Origin of the sequence: Achromobacter sp. 2789STDY5608621, assembly GCF_001299375.1 — a bacterium.
GTDB classification, from domain to species: domain Bacteria; phylum Pseudomonadota; class Gammaproteobacteria; order Burkholderiales; family Burkholderiaceae_B; genus Achromobacter; species Achromobacter insuavis.
In genome coordinates, this window is sequence record NZ_CYTU01000006.1 from 77735 (window position 1) to 95261 (window position 17527).

Annotated in this window: 18 protein-coding genes; 6 read left to right on the forward strand and 12 right to left on the reverse strand. The window is 65.9% G+C overall.

Annotated features, from left to right (window positions below; all coding sequences use genetic code 11):
• Positions 1 to 35 precede the first annotated feature (35 nt).
• The 3 genes from AOZ53_RS08905 to AOZ53_RS08915 all read right to left on the reverse strand — a co-directional run bounded on the left by AOZ53_RS08905 (position 36) and on the right by AOZ53_RS08915 (position 1960).
• Complete coding sequence (locus tag AOZ53_RS08905) at positions 36 to 593, reverse strand: GNAT family N-acetyltransferase (protein ID WP_054432984.1); 558 nt, start codon at positions 591 to 593, stop codon at positions 36 to 38.
• Between the two features lie 92 nt (positions 594 to 685).
• Positions 686 to 1066 carry a hypothetical protein gene (locus AOZ53_RS08910; RefSeq protein WP_006393225.1) on the reverse strand — a complete coding sequence of 127 codons (381 nt, stop codon included), beginning with the start codon at positions 1064 to 1066 and terminating at the stop codon, positions 686 to 688.
• Between the two features lie 294 nt (positions 1067 to 1360).
• Entirely contained in the window at positions 1361 to 1960 is a 600-nt protein-coding gene (locus AOZ53_RS08915) for a GNAT family N-acetyltransferase (protein WP_054432982.1), read from the reverse strand.
• 111 nt (positions 1961 to 2071) lie between these two features.
• On the opposite strand from AOZ53_RS08915, the gene AOZ53_RS08920 reads away from it, so the two are divergent.
• Both AOZ53_RS08920 and AOZ53_RS08925 read left to right on the forward strand, forming a co-directional pair.
• Complete coding sequence (locus AOZ53_RS08920; RefSeq protein ID WP_054432981.1) at positions 2072 to 4825, forward strand: M16 family metallopeptidase; 2754 nt, start codon at positions 2072 to 2074, stop codon at positions 4823 to 4825.
• A gap of 290 nt (positions 4826 to 5115) precedes the next feature.
• On the forward strand, positions 5116 to 5502 hold the full coding sequence (locus tag AOZ53_RS08925) for a DUF4148 domain-containing protein (protein WP_054432978.1): 387 nt from the start codon (positions 5116 to 5118) through the stop codon (positions 5500 to 5502).
• Between the two features lie 333 nt (positions 5503 to 5835).
• Here the strand turns inward: AOZ53_RS08925 and dnaJ are convergent, their stop codons facing one another.
• The 8 genes from dnaJ to hrcA all read right to left on the reverse strand — a co-directional run bounded on the left by dnaJ (position 5836) and on the right by hrcA (position 12666).
• Positions 5836 to 6966: a molecular chaperone DnaJ gene (gene dnaJ / locus AOZ53_RS08930; RefSeq protein ID WP_054432976.1), complete on the reverse strand. Its 1131-nt coding sequence runs from the start codon at positions 6964 to 6966 to the stop codon at positions 5836 to 5838.
• Between the two features lie 109 nt (positions 6967 to 7075).
• Positions 7076 to 9001, reverse strand: a complete 1926-nt coding sequence (gene dnaK / locus AOZ53_RS08935) for a molecular chaperone DnaK (protein ID WP_006393220.1) — start codon at positions 8999 to 9001, stop codon at positions 7076 to 7078.
• Positions 9002 to 9082: 81 nt separating this feature from the next.
• Positions 9083 to 9487 (reverse strand): thioredoxin family protein, encoded by a 405-nt coding sequence (locus tag AOZ53_RS08940; RefSeq protein WP_054432974.1) that lies wholly within the window; start codon positions 9485 to 9487, stop codon positions 9083 to 9085.
• Between the two features lie 14 nt (positions 9488 to 9501).
• Positions 9502 to 10059: a nucleotide exchange factor GrpE gene (gene grpE / locus AOZ53_RS08945; RefSeq protein ID WP_054432973.1), complete on the reverse strand. Its 558-nt coding sequence runs from the start codon at positions 10057 to 10059 to the stop codon at positions 9502 to 9504.
• Positions 10060 to 10118: 59 nt separating this feature from the next.
• Complete coding sequence (locus tag AOZ53_RS34135; RefSeq protein WP_156333329.1) at positions 10119 to 10268, reverse strand: hypothetical protein; 150 nt, start codon at positions 10266 to 10268, stop codon at positions 10119 to 10121.
• Positions 10269 to 10278: 10 nt separating this feature from the next.
• Complete coding sequence (locus AOZ53_RS08950; RefSeq protein WP_054432971.1) at positions 10279 to 10512, reverse strand: hypothetical protein; 234 nt, start codon at positions 10510 to 10512, stop codon at positions 10279 to 10281.
• A gap of 12 nt (positions 10513 to 10524) precedes the next feature.
• On the reverse strand, positions 10525 to 11616 hold the full coding sequence (gene hemH / locus AOZ53_RS08955) for a ferrochelatase (protein WP_054432969.1): 1092 nt from the start codon (positions 11614 to 11616) through the stop codon (positions 10525 to 10527).
• A gap of 45 nt (positions 11617 to 11661) precedes the next feature.
• Positions 11662 to 12666: a heat-inducible transcriptional repressor HrcA gene (gene hrcA / locus AOZ53_RS08960; RefSeq protein WP_006393215.1), complete on the reverse strand. Its 1005-nt coding sequence runs from the start codon at positions 12664 to 12666 to the stop codon at positions 11662 to 11664.
• A gap of 130 nt (positions 12667 to 12796) precedes the next feature.
• Between hrcA and AOZ53_RS08965 the strand changes: the two genes are divergently transcribed.
• The gene (locus AOZ53_RS08965) at positions 12797 to 13696 is read left to right on the forward strand and encodes an NAD kinase (RefSeq protein ID WP_054432966.1); all 900 of its coding nucleotides are present in this window, start codon (positions 12797 to 12799) and stop codon (positions 13694 to 13696) included.
• Between the two features lie 13 nt (positions 13697 to 13709).
• Positions 13710 to 15371, forward strand: a complete 1662-nt coding sequence (gene recN / locus AOZ53_RS08970) for a DNA repair protein RecN (protein WP_054487620.1) — start codon at positions 13710 to 13712, stop codon at positions 15369 to 15371.
• Positions 15372 to 15584: 213 nt separating this feature from the next.
• Here the strand turns inward: recN and fur are convergent, their stop codons facing one another.
• A complete protein-coding gene (gene fur / locus AOZ53_RS08975; RefSeq protein ID WP_006223539.1) occupies positions 15585 to 16004 on the reverse strand; it encodes a ferric iron uptake transcriptional regulator in 420 nt (139 codons plus the stop codon).
• 156 nt (positions 16005 to 16160) lie between these two features.
• Between fur and AOZ53_RS08980 the strand changes: the two genes are divergently transcribed.
• On the forward strand, positions 16161 to 16697 hold the full coding sequence (locus tag AOZ53_RS08980) for an outer membrane protein assembly factor BamE (RefSeq protein WP_054432962.1): 537 nt from the start codon (positions 16161 to 16163) through the stop codon (positions 16695 to 16697).
• Between the two features lie 16 nt (positions 16698 to 16713).
• Complete coding sequence (gene dapB, locus AOZ53_RS08985) at positions 16714 to 17505, forward strand: 4-hydroxy-tetrahydrodipicolinate reductase (protein ID WP_054487622.1); 792 nt, start codon at positions 16714 to 16716, stop codon at positions 17503 to 17505.
• The last annotated feature ends 22 nt before the right edge of the window (positions 17506 to 17527 follow it).

The following is a 17527-nucleotide window of genomic DNA, read 5'->3' on the forward strand; positions in this document are numbered from 1 at the left end:
AGCCGCGCGCCGCGGCGCCGTTGCGGCGACGCGCGTCAGCCATCGACCGGCCGCGCCGGCGTGTCCAGCGTCAGCTGGTAGAACGCCAGGTCGAGCCAGCGGCCGAACTTGAAGCCAGCCTCGCGGATGGTGCCGGCGTGCGCGAATCCCAGCTTCTCATGCAGCTTGATGCTGCCCTGGTTGGCCGCGTCGATGCCGCCGATCATCACGTGCACCTGGTTGGCGCGGGCGCGCTCGATCAGCACGCGCATCAGCGCCTCGCCCAGCCCCTGCCCGCGGAAACGGCCGTCGACATACACGGAATGCTCGACCGAATACTTGTAGGCCGGCCAGGCGCGGAACGTGCCGTAGCTGGCGAACGCCATCAGCTCGCCCGCCGCGTTCTCGAACCCCACCACCGGGAAACCGCCGCCCGCCTTGGCCTGGAACCAGCCCAGCATCGCCTCGCGCGGGCGCGGCTTGTAGTCGTACAGCGCGGTCGAGGTGACGATGGCCTCGTTGAAGATGGCCAGGATCTGGTCCGCATGGCGTTCATGCGTGCAATCGACCAGGATGGCGCCGCGCGGGGCGCCGTTGTCAGCGTGCGTAGTCATGGCGCGGATTGTAGCGAGCCGCCCTGACCGCCAGATAAAAAAAACCGGCGATGTCGCCGGTTCAGTGAGGGGACTGCCGCTTCTGGCCACTCTCAGGCGGCGCGGCTCTCCACAGATCGGTTGGCGCTGCCGGCCATGCTGCGCATCCCCGGGCACTGGCGCCAGGACAGTTCGTCCGCATCCATGTCCAGGTCGAACAGGTCATTGGCCGCGGGCCACGGATGCTGGCGCGCCTCGGCGCCCTCCATCTCGAGCACATGCCCGGCAAAGCCTCGCGGCGATCCTCCGCACTCGGCGAAATAGCGCTGGGCGCGCAGGTCCACCACATAGGTGGTCATGTCATGGGTCAGTATGGCCACGAATTGGCCGTCATCACTGGCATAAGCGTACTGAAACTGCCCTTTGATGCGGTCGCCGCTCATGGGGCTGCCGGTCAATTGGGACAAGGCACGCGTGACGATCTCGGTCAGCATGGGTCGTTCCTCCGAAAGATGCGCCGGCAGGATGCCGGCGGCGAAGGCGCGAACAACAAGCACCGTCGTCGCCCGTGGGGCGCGAGGCGCAATCCGGCATGCGGCCGGTCTGCGACCCGGCGGGGCGGCGGCTGGCGTTGGACGGGAAACCTGTAGACGGCTGTCGCGCATCCCGTCGACAACAGCAACTACGTTCCGCAAAGCTTACACCCGCGCCCGCCCCGATCTCAAATCGGCCGCGCCACGCCAGGGTGTTGCAACGCAACATTCCGGCATGGCGCGGCCTGCCGACGCTTATGCCGCCGCGAACGGCCCCATGCCTGCGCCTGCGTCACCATTTTTCTGCGCATGCCAGGCCTCGCGCGCCAGCCGGTACAGCACGTGCGTCTTCAAGGGATGGCCGTCCGGCACCGCCGGATGCTCGAAGCGCTGCGTATCCTCACGCATGCCCAGGCGCCGCATCACCGCGCGCGACGGCGCGTTTTCCGGCACCGTGAACGCCACGATCTCGGGCGCGCCGACCTGTTCGAACCCCACCCGCAGCGCGGCCTGCGCCGCCTCGCTGGCATAGCCCCTGCCCCAATAGGGCGCCGCCAGGCGCCAGCCGATTTCCACGCCCGGCGCGAAGGGCAGCGTCGGCGCCAGCGCCTTGATGCCGACGAATCCGATGAACGGCGCCACGCCGGGCGCTTCCACGGCCCAGAAACCCCACCCGTATTCATCGATGCCCGCGGCCAGGCGATCGGCCAGCGCATCGCTTTCCTGGGCGGTCATCGGCAGCAGATAGCGGGTCACGCGCGCATCGGTGTTCATGTCGGCGAACGGCTTGCGGTCGGCCGCCAGCCACTGCCGCAGCACCAGGCGGGGAGTCTCGATTTCAAGGGATAGCGACATGCGCGGTTTTCCAGACAGAACGACGGACCGGCGCGCCAGGGGCCGTGCCCCTGAACCATTCACACCGTATACACTCCAACGGATTCTGCCATGCCAAAGGAATAGTCCGCCATGCGCCTGTCCATATCGAAGCTGCCGCGTCCGCTGGGCGCGCTGCTGTTCTCATCCTTCCTGGCCTTCCAGGCCGGAGCCGCCAGCCTGCCGGCCGGCGTCACGGAGGCCGCCTCGATTGAGGGCATCACCGAATACCGCCTCAGCAACGGCCTGCGCGTCCTGCTGGTTCCCGACGAATCCAAGCCCTCGACCACGGTCAACATGACCTACCTGGTCGGCTCGCGCAACGAGAACTACGGCCAGACCGGCATGGCCCACCTGCTCGAACACATGCTGTTCAAGGGCACCTCCACCACCCGCAACGCCATGGGCGAGTTCTCGCGCCGCGGCCTGCAGGCCAACGGCTCGACCTCCAGCGACCGCACCAACTATTTCGCCAGCTTCGCCGCCAACCCCGACACCCTCAAGTGGTATCTGGGCTGGCAGGCCGATGCCATGGTCAATTCCCTGATCGCCAAGGAAGACCTCGACTCCGAAATGACCGTCGTGCGCAACGAGATGGAAAGCGGCGAGAACAGCCCCTTCCGCATCCTCATGCAGAAGATGCAGGCGGCCGCGTTCCAATGGCACAGCTACGGCAAGAACACCATCGGCGCCCGCTCCGACGTCGAGAACGTCGACATCGGCCAGCTGCGCGCCTTCTATCACGAGTACTACCAGCCCGATAACGCGGTGCTGATCGTGGCCGGCAAGTTCGATCCGCAGGCCACGCTGGCCGACATCGAATCGACGCTGGGCAAGCTGCCCAAGCCCGACCGCAAGCTGCCGCCGGAATACACCGTCGAACCGGCCCAGGACGGCGAGCGCACGGTCACGCTGCGCCGCACTGGCGGCACCCCGCTGGTCGCCGCGATGTACCACATCCCGGCCGCCGGCAGCACCGACTTCGTGCCGTTCGACCTGGCCACCACCATCCTGGCCGACACGCCCTCGGGCCGCCTCTACCACGCGCTGGTGCCGACCAAGCTGGCCTCGGGCGTGTTCGGCTTCACCATGGAAAACCTGGATCCGGGCCTGGCGATGTTCGCCGCCCAGCTGACCCCGGGCAAGAGCCAGGACGCCGCCATGAAGGCGTTGACCGCCACGCTGGAAACGCTCGGCAAGAAGCCCTTCACCCAGCAGGAACTCGACCGCGCGCGCAGCAAGTGGCTGACCTCATGGGAGCAGACCTACAGCGATCCCGAGCAGGTCGGCGTGGCGCTGTCCGAAGCCATCGCCGCCGGCGACTGGCGCCTGTTCTTCCTGCAGCGCGACCGCGCCCGCAAGGCCACTCTGGCCGAAGTGCAGCAGGCCGCCACCACCTACCTGGTGCAGAGCAACCGCATCGAGGGCCGCTACATCCCGACCGACAAGCCGGTGCGCGCGCCGCAGATGCAACGCGTCGACCTGACCGCGGTGTTCAAGGACTACAAGGGCGATCCTGACTTCAAGGCCGCGTCCGCCTTCGACCCCACGCCGCAGAACATCGACCGCCTGACCCAGCGCAAGACGCTCGACCTGCCCAACGGCCCGGTACAGCTGGCGTTGCTGCCCAAGGCCACGCGCGGCAACCGCGTGCAGGCGCAGATGCTGATCCAGTTCGGCAACGAGAAAGACCTGCTGGGCCAGCGCGTGAATTCCAGCGCCGTGGCCGACCTGCTGACGCGCGGCACCGCCAAGCTGTCGCGCCAGGACATCCAGGACCGCCTCGACAAGCTGCAGGCCGAGCTCGGCTTCAGCGGCGGCGGCACCACGCTCAAGATCGCCATGTCGACCAAGCGTGAAAACCTGCCCGAGCTGACCCGCCTGGCGCTGGACATCGTGCGCAACGCCAACTTCCCCAAGGAACAGCTCGAGGAATACCAGCGCCAGCTCGAGACCTCGATCCAGAACGCCATGACCGAGCCGCAGGCCCTGGCCGGACGCGCCCTGGCCCGCCAGGACAATCCGTGGCCCGCTGACGACCTGCGCTACGTGCCCACGTTCGACGAATCGCTGGCCAGCATCCGCGCGCTGAACCGCGACGCGCTGGTCAAGTTCCACGCCAAGTTCTACGGCGCCGGCAAGATCGAGTACTCGGCGGTCGGCGATTTCGAGCCCGAGGCCGTCGAAAAGGCCGTCAAGGATGGCCTGGCCGGCTGGAAGCGCGCCCCCGCCTACACCCGTGTCGGCAATCCGTACCGCGACATTCCCGCCAAGCAGTTCGACATCGAGACCCCGGACAAGGCCAACGCGTTCTACATCTCGCGCATGCCCTTGAAGCTGCAGGACAGCGATGCCGACTACGCCGCGCTGTACCTGGCCAACTACCTGTTCGGCGCCTCGGAAACCTCGCGCCTGTGGAACCGCGTGCGCGAAACCGAAGGCCTGTCCTACAACGTGCGCAGCTCGCTGTCGGTCTCGTCGTTCGAACCCAGCGCCAGCTGGACCATGTACGCCATCTACGCGCCGCAGAACCGCGAGCGCCTGGAAAAGGCCATCGGCGAGGAACTGGCGCGCGTGCTCAAGGACGGATTCAGCGACAAGGAGATCTCCGACGGCATCACCGCCCTGCTGAACTACCGCAACCTGGCCCGCGCCCAGGACGACGTGCTGGCCGGCACCTGGCTCGACTACCTGCAGCGTGGCCGCACGTTCGAATGGTCGGCCGAGATGGACAAGAAGATCACCGCCCTCACGCCCGACGTGGTCAACGCGGCGCTGCGCAAGTACCTGCGCCCGGATGGCTTCAGCACCGCCGTCGCCGGCGACTTCAAGAAAAAGGCGCCCTGAGCGCCACGCCCTCCCGGCGTCCCCAGCCCCTGCCCCGGCAGGGGCTTTTTTTTGCCCGTGCGTTCCGCTCCCCCGGGTCGCTTCCGCAGTCGGACAGGAAAGACCATGCCATACGCGGGGAGATATCCCTATACGGCATTTATTACACGGTTATTTGGAAAGATGTTTTCAAGATATCAGGGTTTATCCCAAGTGGGATGCCGCGCACAATTCAGTCATCGGGAACAAACAACGAACCACGACGGAGGGCCGCCGGATTCGGCCCCGTTTAAAACGAATTGGAGGTCATTATGAAAACCCTGACAACTACCCTGCTGATTTCCCTAGCCCTGGTGGGCGCTGGCGCCCAGGCCGCCGGCGTCGAGCAGGCCAAGTCGAGCGCCCAGGTGGCGACCGAACTGCAACAAGCCAAGATCAGCGGCCAATACACCTTTGGCGAGCTGGACTACCCGCCCGCCCTGCCCCAGGCCGCCAGCCTGAGCGCGCAGGAAGTGCAGGCCCAGCTGCAACAAGCCAAGACCAGCGGCGAGTACACCTTCGGTGAACTGCAATACCCGCCCGTCAAGGCGGCTGCCAGCGTCAAGACGCGCGCCGAAGTCCAGCAGGAACTCGCCCAGGCCAAGGCCAGCGGCCAATACACGTTCGGCGAACTCGAATATCCGCCGATCACCCGGTGAGCTGCTTGCTGTAGCCCGGCCGGCCCCGGGCGGCATCATGGTTCGGGGTCGGTTTTTTCAGGCCACAGCGGCGGAGCAGTAGCAGTGCGAAGTAGCAGTACCTGTAGTTGCAGTAAGAAGTCTGTTTTGGAAGATGCAGCACCTGTAGTTAGCAGTACGAAGTCTGAAGCAAGAAGTTGCAGTACCTGCAGTAAAACCGCGGCGCAAGCCGCGGTTTTTTTTGCCCTGACCATTATTCGGCCATTGCCCGACCAATGAAATCGGCCCAGGCTCCGGACGCTTCCGGAGCCTGGGCCGAGAACCGCCGGTACGGCGGGATTCAGCTCAGCCGATTCAGCTGAAGAACTCCTTGACGCGATCGGTCCAGGACTTGCTTTGCGGCGAGTGGCGGTCGCCCCCGTCGTTCAGCGAGGCCTCGAACTGGCGCAGGATGTTCTTCTGGTCGTCGCTCAGACGCACCGGCGTCTCGACCACCACGTGGCAGTACAGGTCGCCCGGATAGCTGCCGCGCACGCCGCGGATACCCTTGCCGCGCAGGCGGAAGGTCTTGCCGGACTGCGTGCCTTCGGGAATCGAGATCTCGGCCTTGCCGCCCAGCGTCGGCACCTGCAGTTCGCCGCCCAGCGCCGCCGTGGTGAACGGGATGGTCAGTTCGCAGTGCAGGTCGTCGCCGTCGCGCTGGAAGATCTTGTGCTGCTTGATGTGGATTTCCACATACAGGTCGCCCGGCGGGCCGCCATTGATGCCGGGCTCGCCATTGCCGCTGGAGCGGATGCGCATGCCGTCGTCGATGCCGGCCGGAATCTTGACCTGCAGGGTCTTGTTGCGGCGGATGCGGCCGACGCCATCGCAGGCCGTGCACGGATCGGTGATCTCCTTGCCGTTGCCATGGCAGGTCGGGCAGGTCTGCTGCACGCTGAAGAAACCCTGCTGCATGCGCACCGCGCCGGAGCCGCCGCAGGTGCGGCAGGTCTTGGGCGAGGTGCCGGGCTTGGCGCCGGAACCGTGGCAGGTGTCGCAGTTTTCCCAGCTGGGCACGCGGATCTCGGTGTCGAAGCCGGCCGCGGCCTGCTCCAGCGTGATCTCCAGCGCGTACTTCAAGTCGGCGCCGCGATAGACCTGCGGACCGCCGCCGCGGCGGCCACCGCCGCCACCGCCGAAGATCTCGCCGAAGATGTCGCCAAAGGCATCGGCGAACCCGCCGCCCATGCCGCCACCGCCCATGCCGGCGGCGTTGGGGTCGACGCCCGCATGGCCGTAGCGGTCGTACGCGGCGCGCTTCTGTTCATCGCCCAGGACCTCGTAGGCTTCCTTGGCTTCCTTGAACTTCTCTTCGGCTTCCTTGCTGTCCGGATTGCGGTCCGGATGGTACTTCATGGCCAGCTTTCGATAGGCCTTCTTGAGTTCGTCGTCCGAGGCGTTTTTCGCCACGCCCAGGACTTCGTAATAGTCGCGTTTTGCCATGATCGGTGGGCTCGGGGGAGAGCCTTCTTTTCAGTGCTACAGAATGAGTTCGCCCGGTAGGCGGATTTCTCCGGCTACCGGGCGGCAGAGGCAGGTCAGCGCCCGGCCATTATTGGTCGCGCTTGACTTCCTTGAAGTCGGCGTCGACGACATTGTCGTCCACCGGCTTCGCGTTGTCGGCGGCCTGCTGCTGGCCGGCGGCTTGCTGCGCCTGCATGTCGGCGTACATCTTTTCGCCGAGCTTCTGCGAGGCGGTCGACAGGGCTTCGACCTTGGCGTCGATGGCGGCCTTGTCGCCGTCCTTCAACGTTTCTTCCAGCGCCTTGATGGCCGCCTCGATGCCTTCCTTCTCGGACGCCTCGAGCTTGTCGCCGTATTCGGTCAGCGACTTGCGGGTGGCGTGCACCAGGGCATCGGCCTGGTTGCGCGACTGGGCCAGTTCGGCGACGCGGTGATCTTCCTCGGCGTTGGCCTCGGCATCCTTGACCATGCGCTGGATCTCGTCTTCCGACAGACCCGAGTTGGCCTTGATGGTGATCTTGTTTTCCTTGCCGGTGCCCTTGTCCTTGGCCGACACGTGCAGGATGCCGTTGGCGTCGATGTCGAACGTGACTTCGATCTGCGGCATGCCACGCGGCGACGGCGGGATCCCTTCGAGGTTGAACTCGCCCAGGGCCTTGTTGCCCGCGGCGATTTCACGCTCGCCCTGGAACACCTTGATCGTCACGGCCGGCTGGTTGTCGTCGGCGGTCGAGAAGGTCTGCGAGAAGCGGGTCGGGATGGTCGTGTTCTTCTGGATCATCTTGGTCATCACGCCGCCCAGGGTTTCAATACCCAGGGACAGGGGGGTGACGTCCAGCAGCAGCACGTCCTTGCGGTCGCCCGACAGCACGGAACCCTGGATGGCGGCGCCAGCGGCGACGGCTTCGTCGGGGTTCACGTCCTTGCGCGGATCCTTGCCGAAGAATTCCTTCACCTTTTCCTGGACCTTGGGCATGCGGGTCATGCCGCCGACCAGGATCACGTCGTCGATGTCGGAAACCTTCACGCCGGCGTCCTTGATGGCCACGCGGCAGGGCTCGATGGTGCGTTCGATCAGTTCCTCGACCAGCGCTTCCAGCTTGGCGCGCGTGATCTTCAGGTTCAGGTGCTTCGGACCCGAGGCATCGGCCGTGATGTACGGCAGGTTGATCTCGGTCTGCTGCGCCGACGACAGTTCGATCTTGGCCTTTTCAGCGGCTTCCTTCAGGCGCTGCAGGGCCAGCACGTCCTTAGACAGATCGACGCCTTGTTCCTTCTTGAACTCGGAGATGATGTAGTCGATGATGCGCTGGTCGAAGTCTTCGCCGCCCAGGAAGGTGTCGCCGTTGGTCGACAGCACTTCGAACTGCTTTTCGCCATCGACGTCGGCGATTTCGATGATCGACACGTCGAACGTGCCGCCGCCCAGGTCATACACGGCGATCTTGCGGTCGCCCTTTTCGGTCTTGTCCAGGCCGAAGGCCAGCGCGGCCGCGGTCGGCTCGTTGATGATGCGCTTGACTTCCAGGCCGGCGATGCGGCCGGCGTCCTTGGTGGCCTGGCGCTGGCTGTCGTTGAAGTACGCCGGCACCGTGATGACGGCCTCGGTCACTTCCTCGCCCAGGTAGTCCTCGGCGGTCTTCTTCATCTTGCGCAGCACGTCGGCCGACACTTGGGGAGGCGCCATCTTCTTGCCGCGCACTTCCACCCAGGCATCGCCGTTGTCGGCCTTGACGATGGCATAGGGCATCAGGTTGATGTCCTTCTGCACCGCCTTTTCCTCGAACTTGCGGCCGATCAGGCGCTTCACCGCGTACAGCGTGTTGCGCGGGTTGGTCACGGCCTGGCGCTTGGCGGGCGCGCCAACCAGCGTTTCGCCGTCGTCCATGTAGGCGACGATCGACGGGGTGGTGCGGGCGCCTTCGGCGTTTTCGATGATCTTGACCTGACCGCCGTCCATGACAGCCACGCAGCTGTTGGTCGTGCCCAGGTCGATGCCAATAATTTTGCTCATGGTCGGGTTACCTTGGATAAATCTGTGAAATTGGAGAGAAATTTCCTGTCCCCACATAACTGGGGCTGCCCGCAGGGTTTTTCAAGACGCCTGGCTGGAATTTTCCGCCGGCGTTTCCTGCAGGCGCCGGATCGCCGCCGTGAACTGGGGCAATCCGGGCCAACCGGTAATGCGGCCGAGCCGTTTTCCGGCCCGGTAAAGCACAAAAGTGGGGACACCATGCAGGGAAAAGCGGCGGCCTAGCGGCTCGTCGGCATACACATCCGCCTCGAACCAGCTCAGCCCCAGGCCCAGCAGGGTTTCCTGGTGCAGCAGCGCCGCCTGCTTGAAGAGATTGCAGTTATAGCAATCCTGGCCCCACAGGAACACGCAGCGCAGGTCCGATCCCGGCGCCTGGACCACGGCGGCGTCGAATCCCGCGGTATCGACATGACGCATGCCGAACACCGCGAAGACCTGGGCCGGGTCGAACCTGGGATCGGTCATGGCGCGCGGTCCGTTCAGCCTTGGCCGGCGGACACCACCACCAGGGCCGGACGCAGGGTGCGGTCGGCGATGGCGTAACCTTTCTGCAGCACCTGCACCACCGTGTTGGCGGGCTGGTCGGTCGGGATCGACGAAATCGCCTGATGCTGGTGCGGATCGAACTTGTCGCCCTGGACCGGCGCGATTTCCTTGAGCATGTTGCGCTCGAAGGCGGCCGCCAGCTGCTTGAGCGTGACTTCGACGCCTTCGCGCAGCGTGTCCACGGTCTGGTCGGCCTGGGCCAGCGCGGCCTCGAGGCTGTCCTTGACCGGCACCAGGCTCTCCGCGAACGACTCGATGCCGAACTTGCGTGCCTTGGACACTTCTTCCTGGGCACGGCGGCGCACGTTCTCGGCCTCGGCGCGGATGCGCAGAAGCTGGTCATGCTGCTCATTGACGGTAGCCTGGGCCGCGTCCAACTGGGCGCGCAACTCGTTCAGCTCGGCCTGCGCGGCGTCCTGGGCGGCGGGGGCCGCATCGGCATCGTTGCCGAATCCGGGCGTCTGATCTACAGGCTCGTTGGGTGCCGTCATGGGGAATCCTCCAAAAAGAATGGCTTTCGCAGACATGAATGGGGGCCAATACCCCTATTTCAAGCCCGGGAAAGCAAATATTCCCCGCCGCGCACCGCTGCCGCGGCAATGGGCGGCAATACTGAAAAATCCGGCAAAACCCACTGAAAACTCAGCATCAGCGGCAAAAAACCGCCCAGAATCCGGATTTCCGACGCAGCCGGCGCCATCAGGAACCGATCATTTCTTGTGCGGCTGCGCCGGGGCGGCGGCGTCACTGGCGGGAAAGCTCTCTTTCAGGGCGCGGTCGACGCGCGGATCGTCGTCGGGTTCCGGGTTGATCGCGATGGGATCGCTGGCGGGGAAGGTCTCGGCCAGCGCCTCGTCCAGCTCGTGCTCGACCTGATCCTCGTCCACCGGGGTGCTGACGTTCCCCTTTTTCACAATCTTGCCCGTCTTGGGATCATGGTGCATGCGCCCTCTCCTTCAAGTCCGTGAATGTGTGGGCCATCCCTGCAAGTGCCGTTCCGTCAGGGTGGCCAACCCCGCGATCCAGGCCGGATCGTCATTGAGCGCCGGGATGTAACGGAACTGCTTGCCGCCGGCGCCGAGAAAGGCGTCGCGGCACTCCAGGCTGATCTCTTCCAGGGTTTCCAGACAGTCTGCCACAAATCCCGGGCACACCACATCCACCTCGGTGACGCCCGAGGCGGCCAGCGCCTTGAGGGTCGGTTCGGTGTAGGGCTCGAGCCAGCGGGCGGTGCCGAAGCGGCTCTGGAAGGTCACCTCGATCTGCTCGCGCGGCAGCGACAGGCGCTGCGACAGCAGCCGCGCGGTTTCCATGCAGTCGCGGTAGTACGGATCGCCCAGCTCGATGGAATAGCGCGGCAGGCCGTGGAAGCTCATGACCAGCTTCTGCGGCTTGCCATGCTCGCGCCAGTACGCCTCGATGCGGGCGGCCAGCGGGTCGAGATAGATGGGATCCTCATGGAACCGCTTGATGAAGCGCATTTCCGGCTGGTCGCGCAGCCGGCCGGCGTGGCGCGTGACGGCGTCGACCACGGTGGCCGAGGTGCTGGCGGCATATTGCGGATACAGCGGCACGGTCAGGATGCGTTCGCAGCCCTGCGCCCGCAGCCGCGAGATGGCGTCGGGAATCGACGGGTTGCCGTAGCGCATGCCCAGTTCCACCACCGCCTCGACGCCGGCCGCGGTCAACGCGGCCTGCACGCCTTCGGCCTGGCGGCGGCTGTAGACCATCAGCGGCGAGCCGTCCTTGAGCCAGACACCGGCGTAGCGCGGCTCCAGCTTCTTGGGCCGCATCGTCAGCACCAGGCCGTGCAGGATCGGCTTCCACAGATAGCGCGGAATCTCGATCACGCGCGGGTCCGACAGGAATTCGCCCAGGTACTTGCGGATGTCCTTCTTGCCCGGGGTGTCGGGCGTGCCCAGGTTCACCAGCAGCACGCCGACCTTGCCCGGCGCGCGCGGCGGCGGGTCTTCATTGAAAGGGTCGTCCTGCTCCGTTTCGGGCAGGTAGCGTTCAGGCCAGAGATACTTGAACAGGCGAAGAAACACAAAAACTCCCCTTCCTCCGCAAGGAGGATGTCGGTTCGAATGGAACTACTGGTTGTGGCTGAGGGCGTTGGACAGCAGACGCGCCGTGATGTCCACGATGGGAATCACGCGTTCGTAGGCCATGCGGGTCGGACCGATCACGCCGAGCGTGCCGACCACCTTGCCATCCACGCCATAGGGCGCGGTGATCACCGAGACTTCTTCCATCGGCACCAGCTGCGAATCGCCGCCGATGTAGATCTGCACGCCTTGCGCGCGGCTCGACACATCGAGCAGCTGCAGCAGGTCGGTCTTCTTCTCGAACAGCGAGAACATCTTGCGCAGGCGATCCATGTCGGACGCGATGTCAGTGACGTCGAGCAGCTTGCGCTCGCCCGAGATGACCACGGCGTCGCCGTCCTCGGCCGCTTCGGCGCTGGCCTCGACCGCCGCCTGCATCAGCCGCGAGATGTCTTCGCGCAACTGGGCCAGCTCGGTGGACAGCGTGCGCCGCACCGCGTCGAAGGACTTGCCGGCGAAATGGATGTTGAAGAAGTTGCCGGCCTCCAGCAGCTCGGCCTCGGCGTAGTCGCGCTGCACGAACAGGATGCGGTTCTGCACGTCGCCGTCGGGGGTGACGATGATCAGCAACACGCGCTTGTCGGACAGGCGGATGAATTCGATCTGGCGGAACACCTGGGCGCGCTTGGGCGTCAGCACCACGCCGGCGAACTGCGTCAGGTTCGACAGCAGCGCCGCCGCGGCATTGACCGCGCGGGTGGGTTCGGCCGCCGCCAGCATGTCGCCCATGTTGTGGGGCTCGAGCTGGTAGGACTGCACCGCCAGCAGCGAATCGACGAACATGCGGTAGCCGCGCGGCGTCGGAATGCGCCCCGCGGAGGTGTGCGGACTGTGGATCAGGCCCAGCTCTTCCAGGTCCGCCATGACGTTGCGGATGGTGGCGGGCGACAGGTCGAAGACCTTCGATAGCGTCCGCGAGCCGACTGGTTGCCCATCGGCGATGTAGCGTTCGATCAACGCTTTCAGTAATGCGCGTGCGCGGTCATCCATAGCGGGTATTTTAGGGAATCTTTTCCAATTAAGGCGATTTTTGTCCCGCAAGCCAATATGCGGCCCCATATAATCGGCTAACGGGCCCGATTCCGGACCCATTTCGCTTTTTCTGATTCGCCTCGCCACCATGCACTTTCCTACCGTCGCGCTGATCGGCAGATACCAGGACGCCGGCCTGGCCACTCCGCTAAGGGCGCTCGCGCACGCGCTCACGCAGGCCGGGCGGCAGGTGCTCGTCGACGCCGACACGGCCCGCAATACCGGGCTCACGGAATACCCGGTCGCCACCTACGAGCAGATCGGCCAGGACGCGTCGCTGGCGGTGGTCATGGGCGGCGACGGCACGGTGCTGGGCGCGGCGCGCCATCTGGCGCCGTTCGGCGTGCCGCTGGTCGGCATCAACCACGGCCATCTCGGCTTCATCACCGACATTCCGGTGCAGGACGCGCACGACGCGCTGGCGCGCGTGCTCGAAGGCAACTTCCAGATCGAGGAACGCATGCTGCTGGAAGGCAGCGTCTGGCGCGGCGACCAGCAGATGTACGCGGCCTCGGCGCTCAACGACGTGGTGCTGAACCGCGCCGGGCGCGGCGGCATGATCGAAGTGCGCGTCGAGCTCGACGGCGCCTTCATGTACACGCAGCGCGCCGACGGCCTGATCATCGCCACGCCCACCGGCTCGACCGCCTATGCGCTGTCGGCCAACGGCCCCATCCTGCACCCCGGCATGAACGCCATGGTGCTGGTGCCGGTGGCGCCGCAGACTTTGTCGAACCGCCCCATCGTGATCCCCGACAGCGGCGTGCTCAACATGACGCTCACCGCCATGGGCCGGGTCGAGGTCGGCGCCAGCGTGCACTTCGACATGCAGACCTGGTCCGACCTGCAGCCCGGCGACCGCATCGTCGTGCAGCGCGCGCCCTACACCATCCGTTTCGTGCATCCGGAAGGCTACAGCTTCTTTTCCACCCTGCGCCGCAAGCTGCACTGGAACCTGATGCCGCAAGCCACCGACAACGTAGAGTAGTAAGCGCCCCGACATGCTGCGCACCCTGCACATCCGCGACTTCGTCATCGTCGAGCAGACCGAGATCCATTTCGGTCCCGGCTTCACCGTCTTCTCCGGCGAGACCGGCGCGGGCAAATCCATCCTCATTGACGCGCTGGCGCTGGCGCTGGGCGAACGCGGCGACGTCAGCGTGCTGCGCGAAGGCGCCGCGCGCGCCGACATCACCGCCGTCTTCGACACGCCGCCGGCGCTGAACGCCTGGCTGGCCGAACGCGAGATCGACGCCGACGAGGAGCTGTCGCTGCGCCGCGTGATCGACGCGCAGGGCCGCAGCCGCGCCTACATCAACGGCACGCCCGCCACGGTCGCGCAACTGCGCGAACTGGGCGACAGCCTGGTCGACATCCACGGCCAGCACGCGCACCAGAGCCTGATGCGGCCCGAGGCCCAGCGCGACCTGCTGGACGCGCACGGCGGCCACGGCGACCTGCGCCAGGCCGTCGGTCAGGCCTGGAAGCAATGGCGCGCGCTGGCGCGCCAGCTCGAATCCGCCGAAAAGGATGCCGCCGGCCTGGCCACCGAACGTGAACGGCTGCAATGGCAGGTCGACGAACTCGACCGCCTGGGCCTGGCGCCGGACGAATGGGAATCGCTGCAGGCCGAACACACGCGCCTGTCGCACTCGCAATCGCTGCTGGACGGCGCCACGCAGATCCTCGATGCGCTCGACGGCGAGGGCGATTCGGCCCACCATCGGCTGACCGCGGCCAACCACCGCATCCAGCAGATGCTGCGGCACGACACCGGCCTGCAGGGCATCTACGACGAACTCGAATCGGCCCGCATCGCCATCAGCGAAGCCGTGTCCGACCTGAACAACTACGTCAGCCGCGTCGATCTCGATCCGCGCCGCCTGGCCGACCTCGAAGCTCGCCTGAGCGCCGTGTTCGAGACTGCGCGCAAGTTCCGCACCGAACCCGACGGGCTGTCCGCGCTGCGCGACAGCCTGCACGCCGAACTCTCCGCCTTGCAGGCCGCCGCCGACATCGACGCGCTGCGGGCCCAGGCGCAGGCGGCGCAGGCGCAGTACGACGCCGCCGCCGCCAAGCTCACCACGGCACGCCGCAAGATCGCCAAGGACCTCGGTAAGCAGGTCACCCAGGCGATGCAGACGCTGGCCATGCAGGGCGGCAAGTTCGAACCCACGCTGGCCGCGGCCGCGCCGTCGGCGCATGGCAACGAGCAGGTCGAATTCCTGGTGGCCGGCCACGCCGGCACCACGCCGCGGCCGCTGGCCAAGATCGCTTCCGGCGGCGAACTCTCGCGCATCTCGCTGGCGCTGTCGGTCATCGCCAGCCGCGCCGCGCGCGTGCCCACGCTGATCTTCGACGAAGTCGACAGCGGCGTCGGCGGCGCGGTGGCCGAAGCGGTCGGCAAGCTGCTGCGCGAACTGGGCGAACGTCACCAAGTGCTGTGCGTCACCCACCTGCCGCAGGTCGCGGCCTGCGGCAACAACCAATTCCTGGTCAGCAAGACCGAATCGCGCGGCACCACCCGCTCGCGCATCGAGGAACTGGACGACGGCGCCCGGGTCGAGGAAATCGCCCGCATGCTGGGCGGCATCAAGCTCACCGCCACCACCCGCGAACACGCCCGCGAAATGCTGGCCGGCATCGGCCGCGCGCCGGCCTGAGCCGGCCGCCGTCCAGGCCCCAGCCTCGCCGCCCGCAGGCCGGTTGTTGGCCGTCCGAATCCAGGGGCTGCCCTTGCGCCGGCAGCCCGTATCGGGCCAGCCCATCGCCCGATTCAGTCCGGGAATAAAAAAAGCCCCTTCTTTGAGAAGGGGCTTTTGCTTTCACTGAACCACGGCGAGCGCGGCCGTGGTCAGGGTCGAACGCGGAAAAGCTCAGCGGCCTTTCAGGCAGCTGCCGCAGATGCCGTACAGCACCATGGCGTGGCTTTCCAGCGCGAAGCCGTTGTCCTTGGCGATCTTCTGCTGGCGCTTTTCGATGTCCGGGTCCGAGAATTCGACCACTTTGCCGCAGTTCGTGCAGATCAGGTGATCGTGGTGATCGCCGTCATTGAGCTCGAACACGGCCTTGCCGCTGTCGAACTGGCTGCGGGCAAGGATGCCGGCCTGTTCGAACTGGGTCAGCACGCGATAGACGGTGGCCAGGCCGATTTCGACGTTTTCGCCGATCAGGGCCCGGTAGACGTCTTCGGCGCTGAGGTGGCGCTGGTCAGACTTACGGAAGATATCAAGAATTTTCAGGCGCGGGAAAGTCGCCTTCAAACCCATGTTTTTCAGTTCGCTTTGGTCGCTCATGGTGTAATCGCTCTCCGTCCGCGTTGGCATGGGCAAGGATACCGGGTAACCGCGAGCCGGCTTCCCAGAATTCCTGCCGCCCCGCAGAACTATCCTTATGAAACCTTTATGATAACGGTTTTGTCTGCTTCCAAATAATAGGGGCGCGTAGTGTCCATGATTGCACGAATTCCTTCCCGCTCGCTCAAGACCGGATTGGCCATCGCCGCCCTGGCCGTCGCCCTTGCCGGCTGCACGGGGGACAAGTGGGGCTTCCCCTATAAGGCCGGCGTCCAGCAAGGCAACTGGATCACCCAGGAGCAGGTCGCGCTGCTGCAACCGGGCATGACGCGCGAACAGGTGCGCTTCGCCCTCGGCAGCCCCACCCTGACCAGCGTGCTGCACGCCAACCGCTGGGATTACCCCTACTACTACAAGCCCGGCTACGGCGACGCCCAGGAACGCAAGTTCACGGTCTGGTTCGAGAACGACCGGCTGACCCGCTGGGAAGGCGACAAGCAGCCCGACCTGCAGCCCTATCAGCTGAACACCCCCAGCGCCACCGCCGACGAAAAGGCCGACAAGCGCCTGAGCGAGGACGAGGCCCGGATCAAGCAGGAAGAAGAGCAGAAGAAGCGCGACGCCGCCGCGCCCGCCAACCCCATCACCCAGTACCCTGGCCAGCCCGGCAACGCGCCCGAGCCGCTGCGCTAACCCAAGGATTTTCTTCATGCGTATTGCTATCGCCGGCGCCAGCGGCCGTATGGGCCAGATGCTGATCGACGCCGTCCTGAAGGCCGACGGCCTGCAACTGGCGGTCGCGCTCGACCGCCAGGGTTCGCCCTCGCTGGGCCAGGACGCGGGCGCGCCGCTGGGCCAGCAGACCGGCGTCGCCATCACCGACGACCTGGCCGCGCTGGCCAACGCCGACTGCCTGATCGATTTCACCCGCCCCGAAGGCACGCTGGAACACCTGCAGGCCTGCGCCAGGCTGGGCGTGAAGGCCGTCATCGGCACCACCGGCTTTGACGACAACGGCCGCGCCGCCATCGAAGTGGCCGCGCAGAAAACCGCCATCGTGTTCGCGCCCAACATGAGCGTGGGCGTGAACGCCACGCTCAAGCTGCTGGACATGGCCGCCCGCATCCTGAATTCGGGCTATGACGTCGAAGTGTTCGAAGCGCATCACCGCAACAAGGTCGACGCGCCGTCGGGCACCGCGCTCAAGATGGGCGAGACCATCGCCTCGGCCTGGGACGTCGCGCTGCCCGACGTGGCCACCTGGAGCCGCCACGGCGACACCGGCGTGCGCAAGCCCGGCACCATCGGCTTCTCGGTACTGCGCGGCGGCGATATCGTCGGCGATCACACCGTGTCGTTCTGCGGCATCGGCGAACGCATCGAGATCACCCACCGCTCGGCCAGCCGCGCCACCTATGCCGAAGGCGCATTGCGCGCCGCGCGCTTCCTGGAAGGCAAGCGCAACGGCCTGTACGACATGCAGGCGGTGCTGGGTCTCTGATCCCGCCGCGCCAACAAAAAAG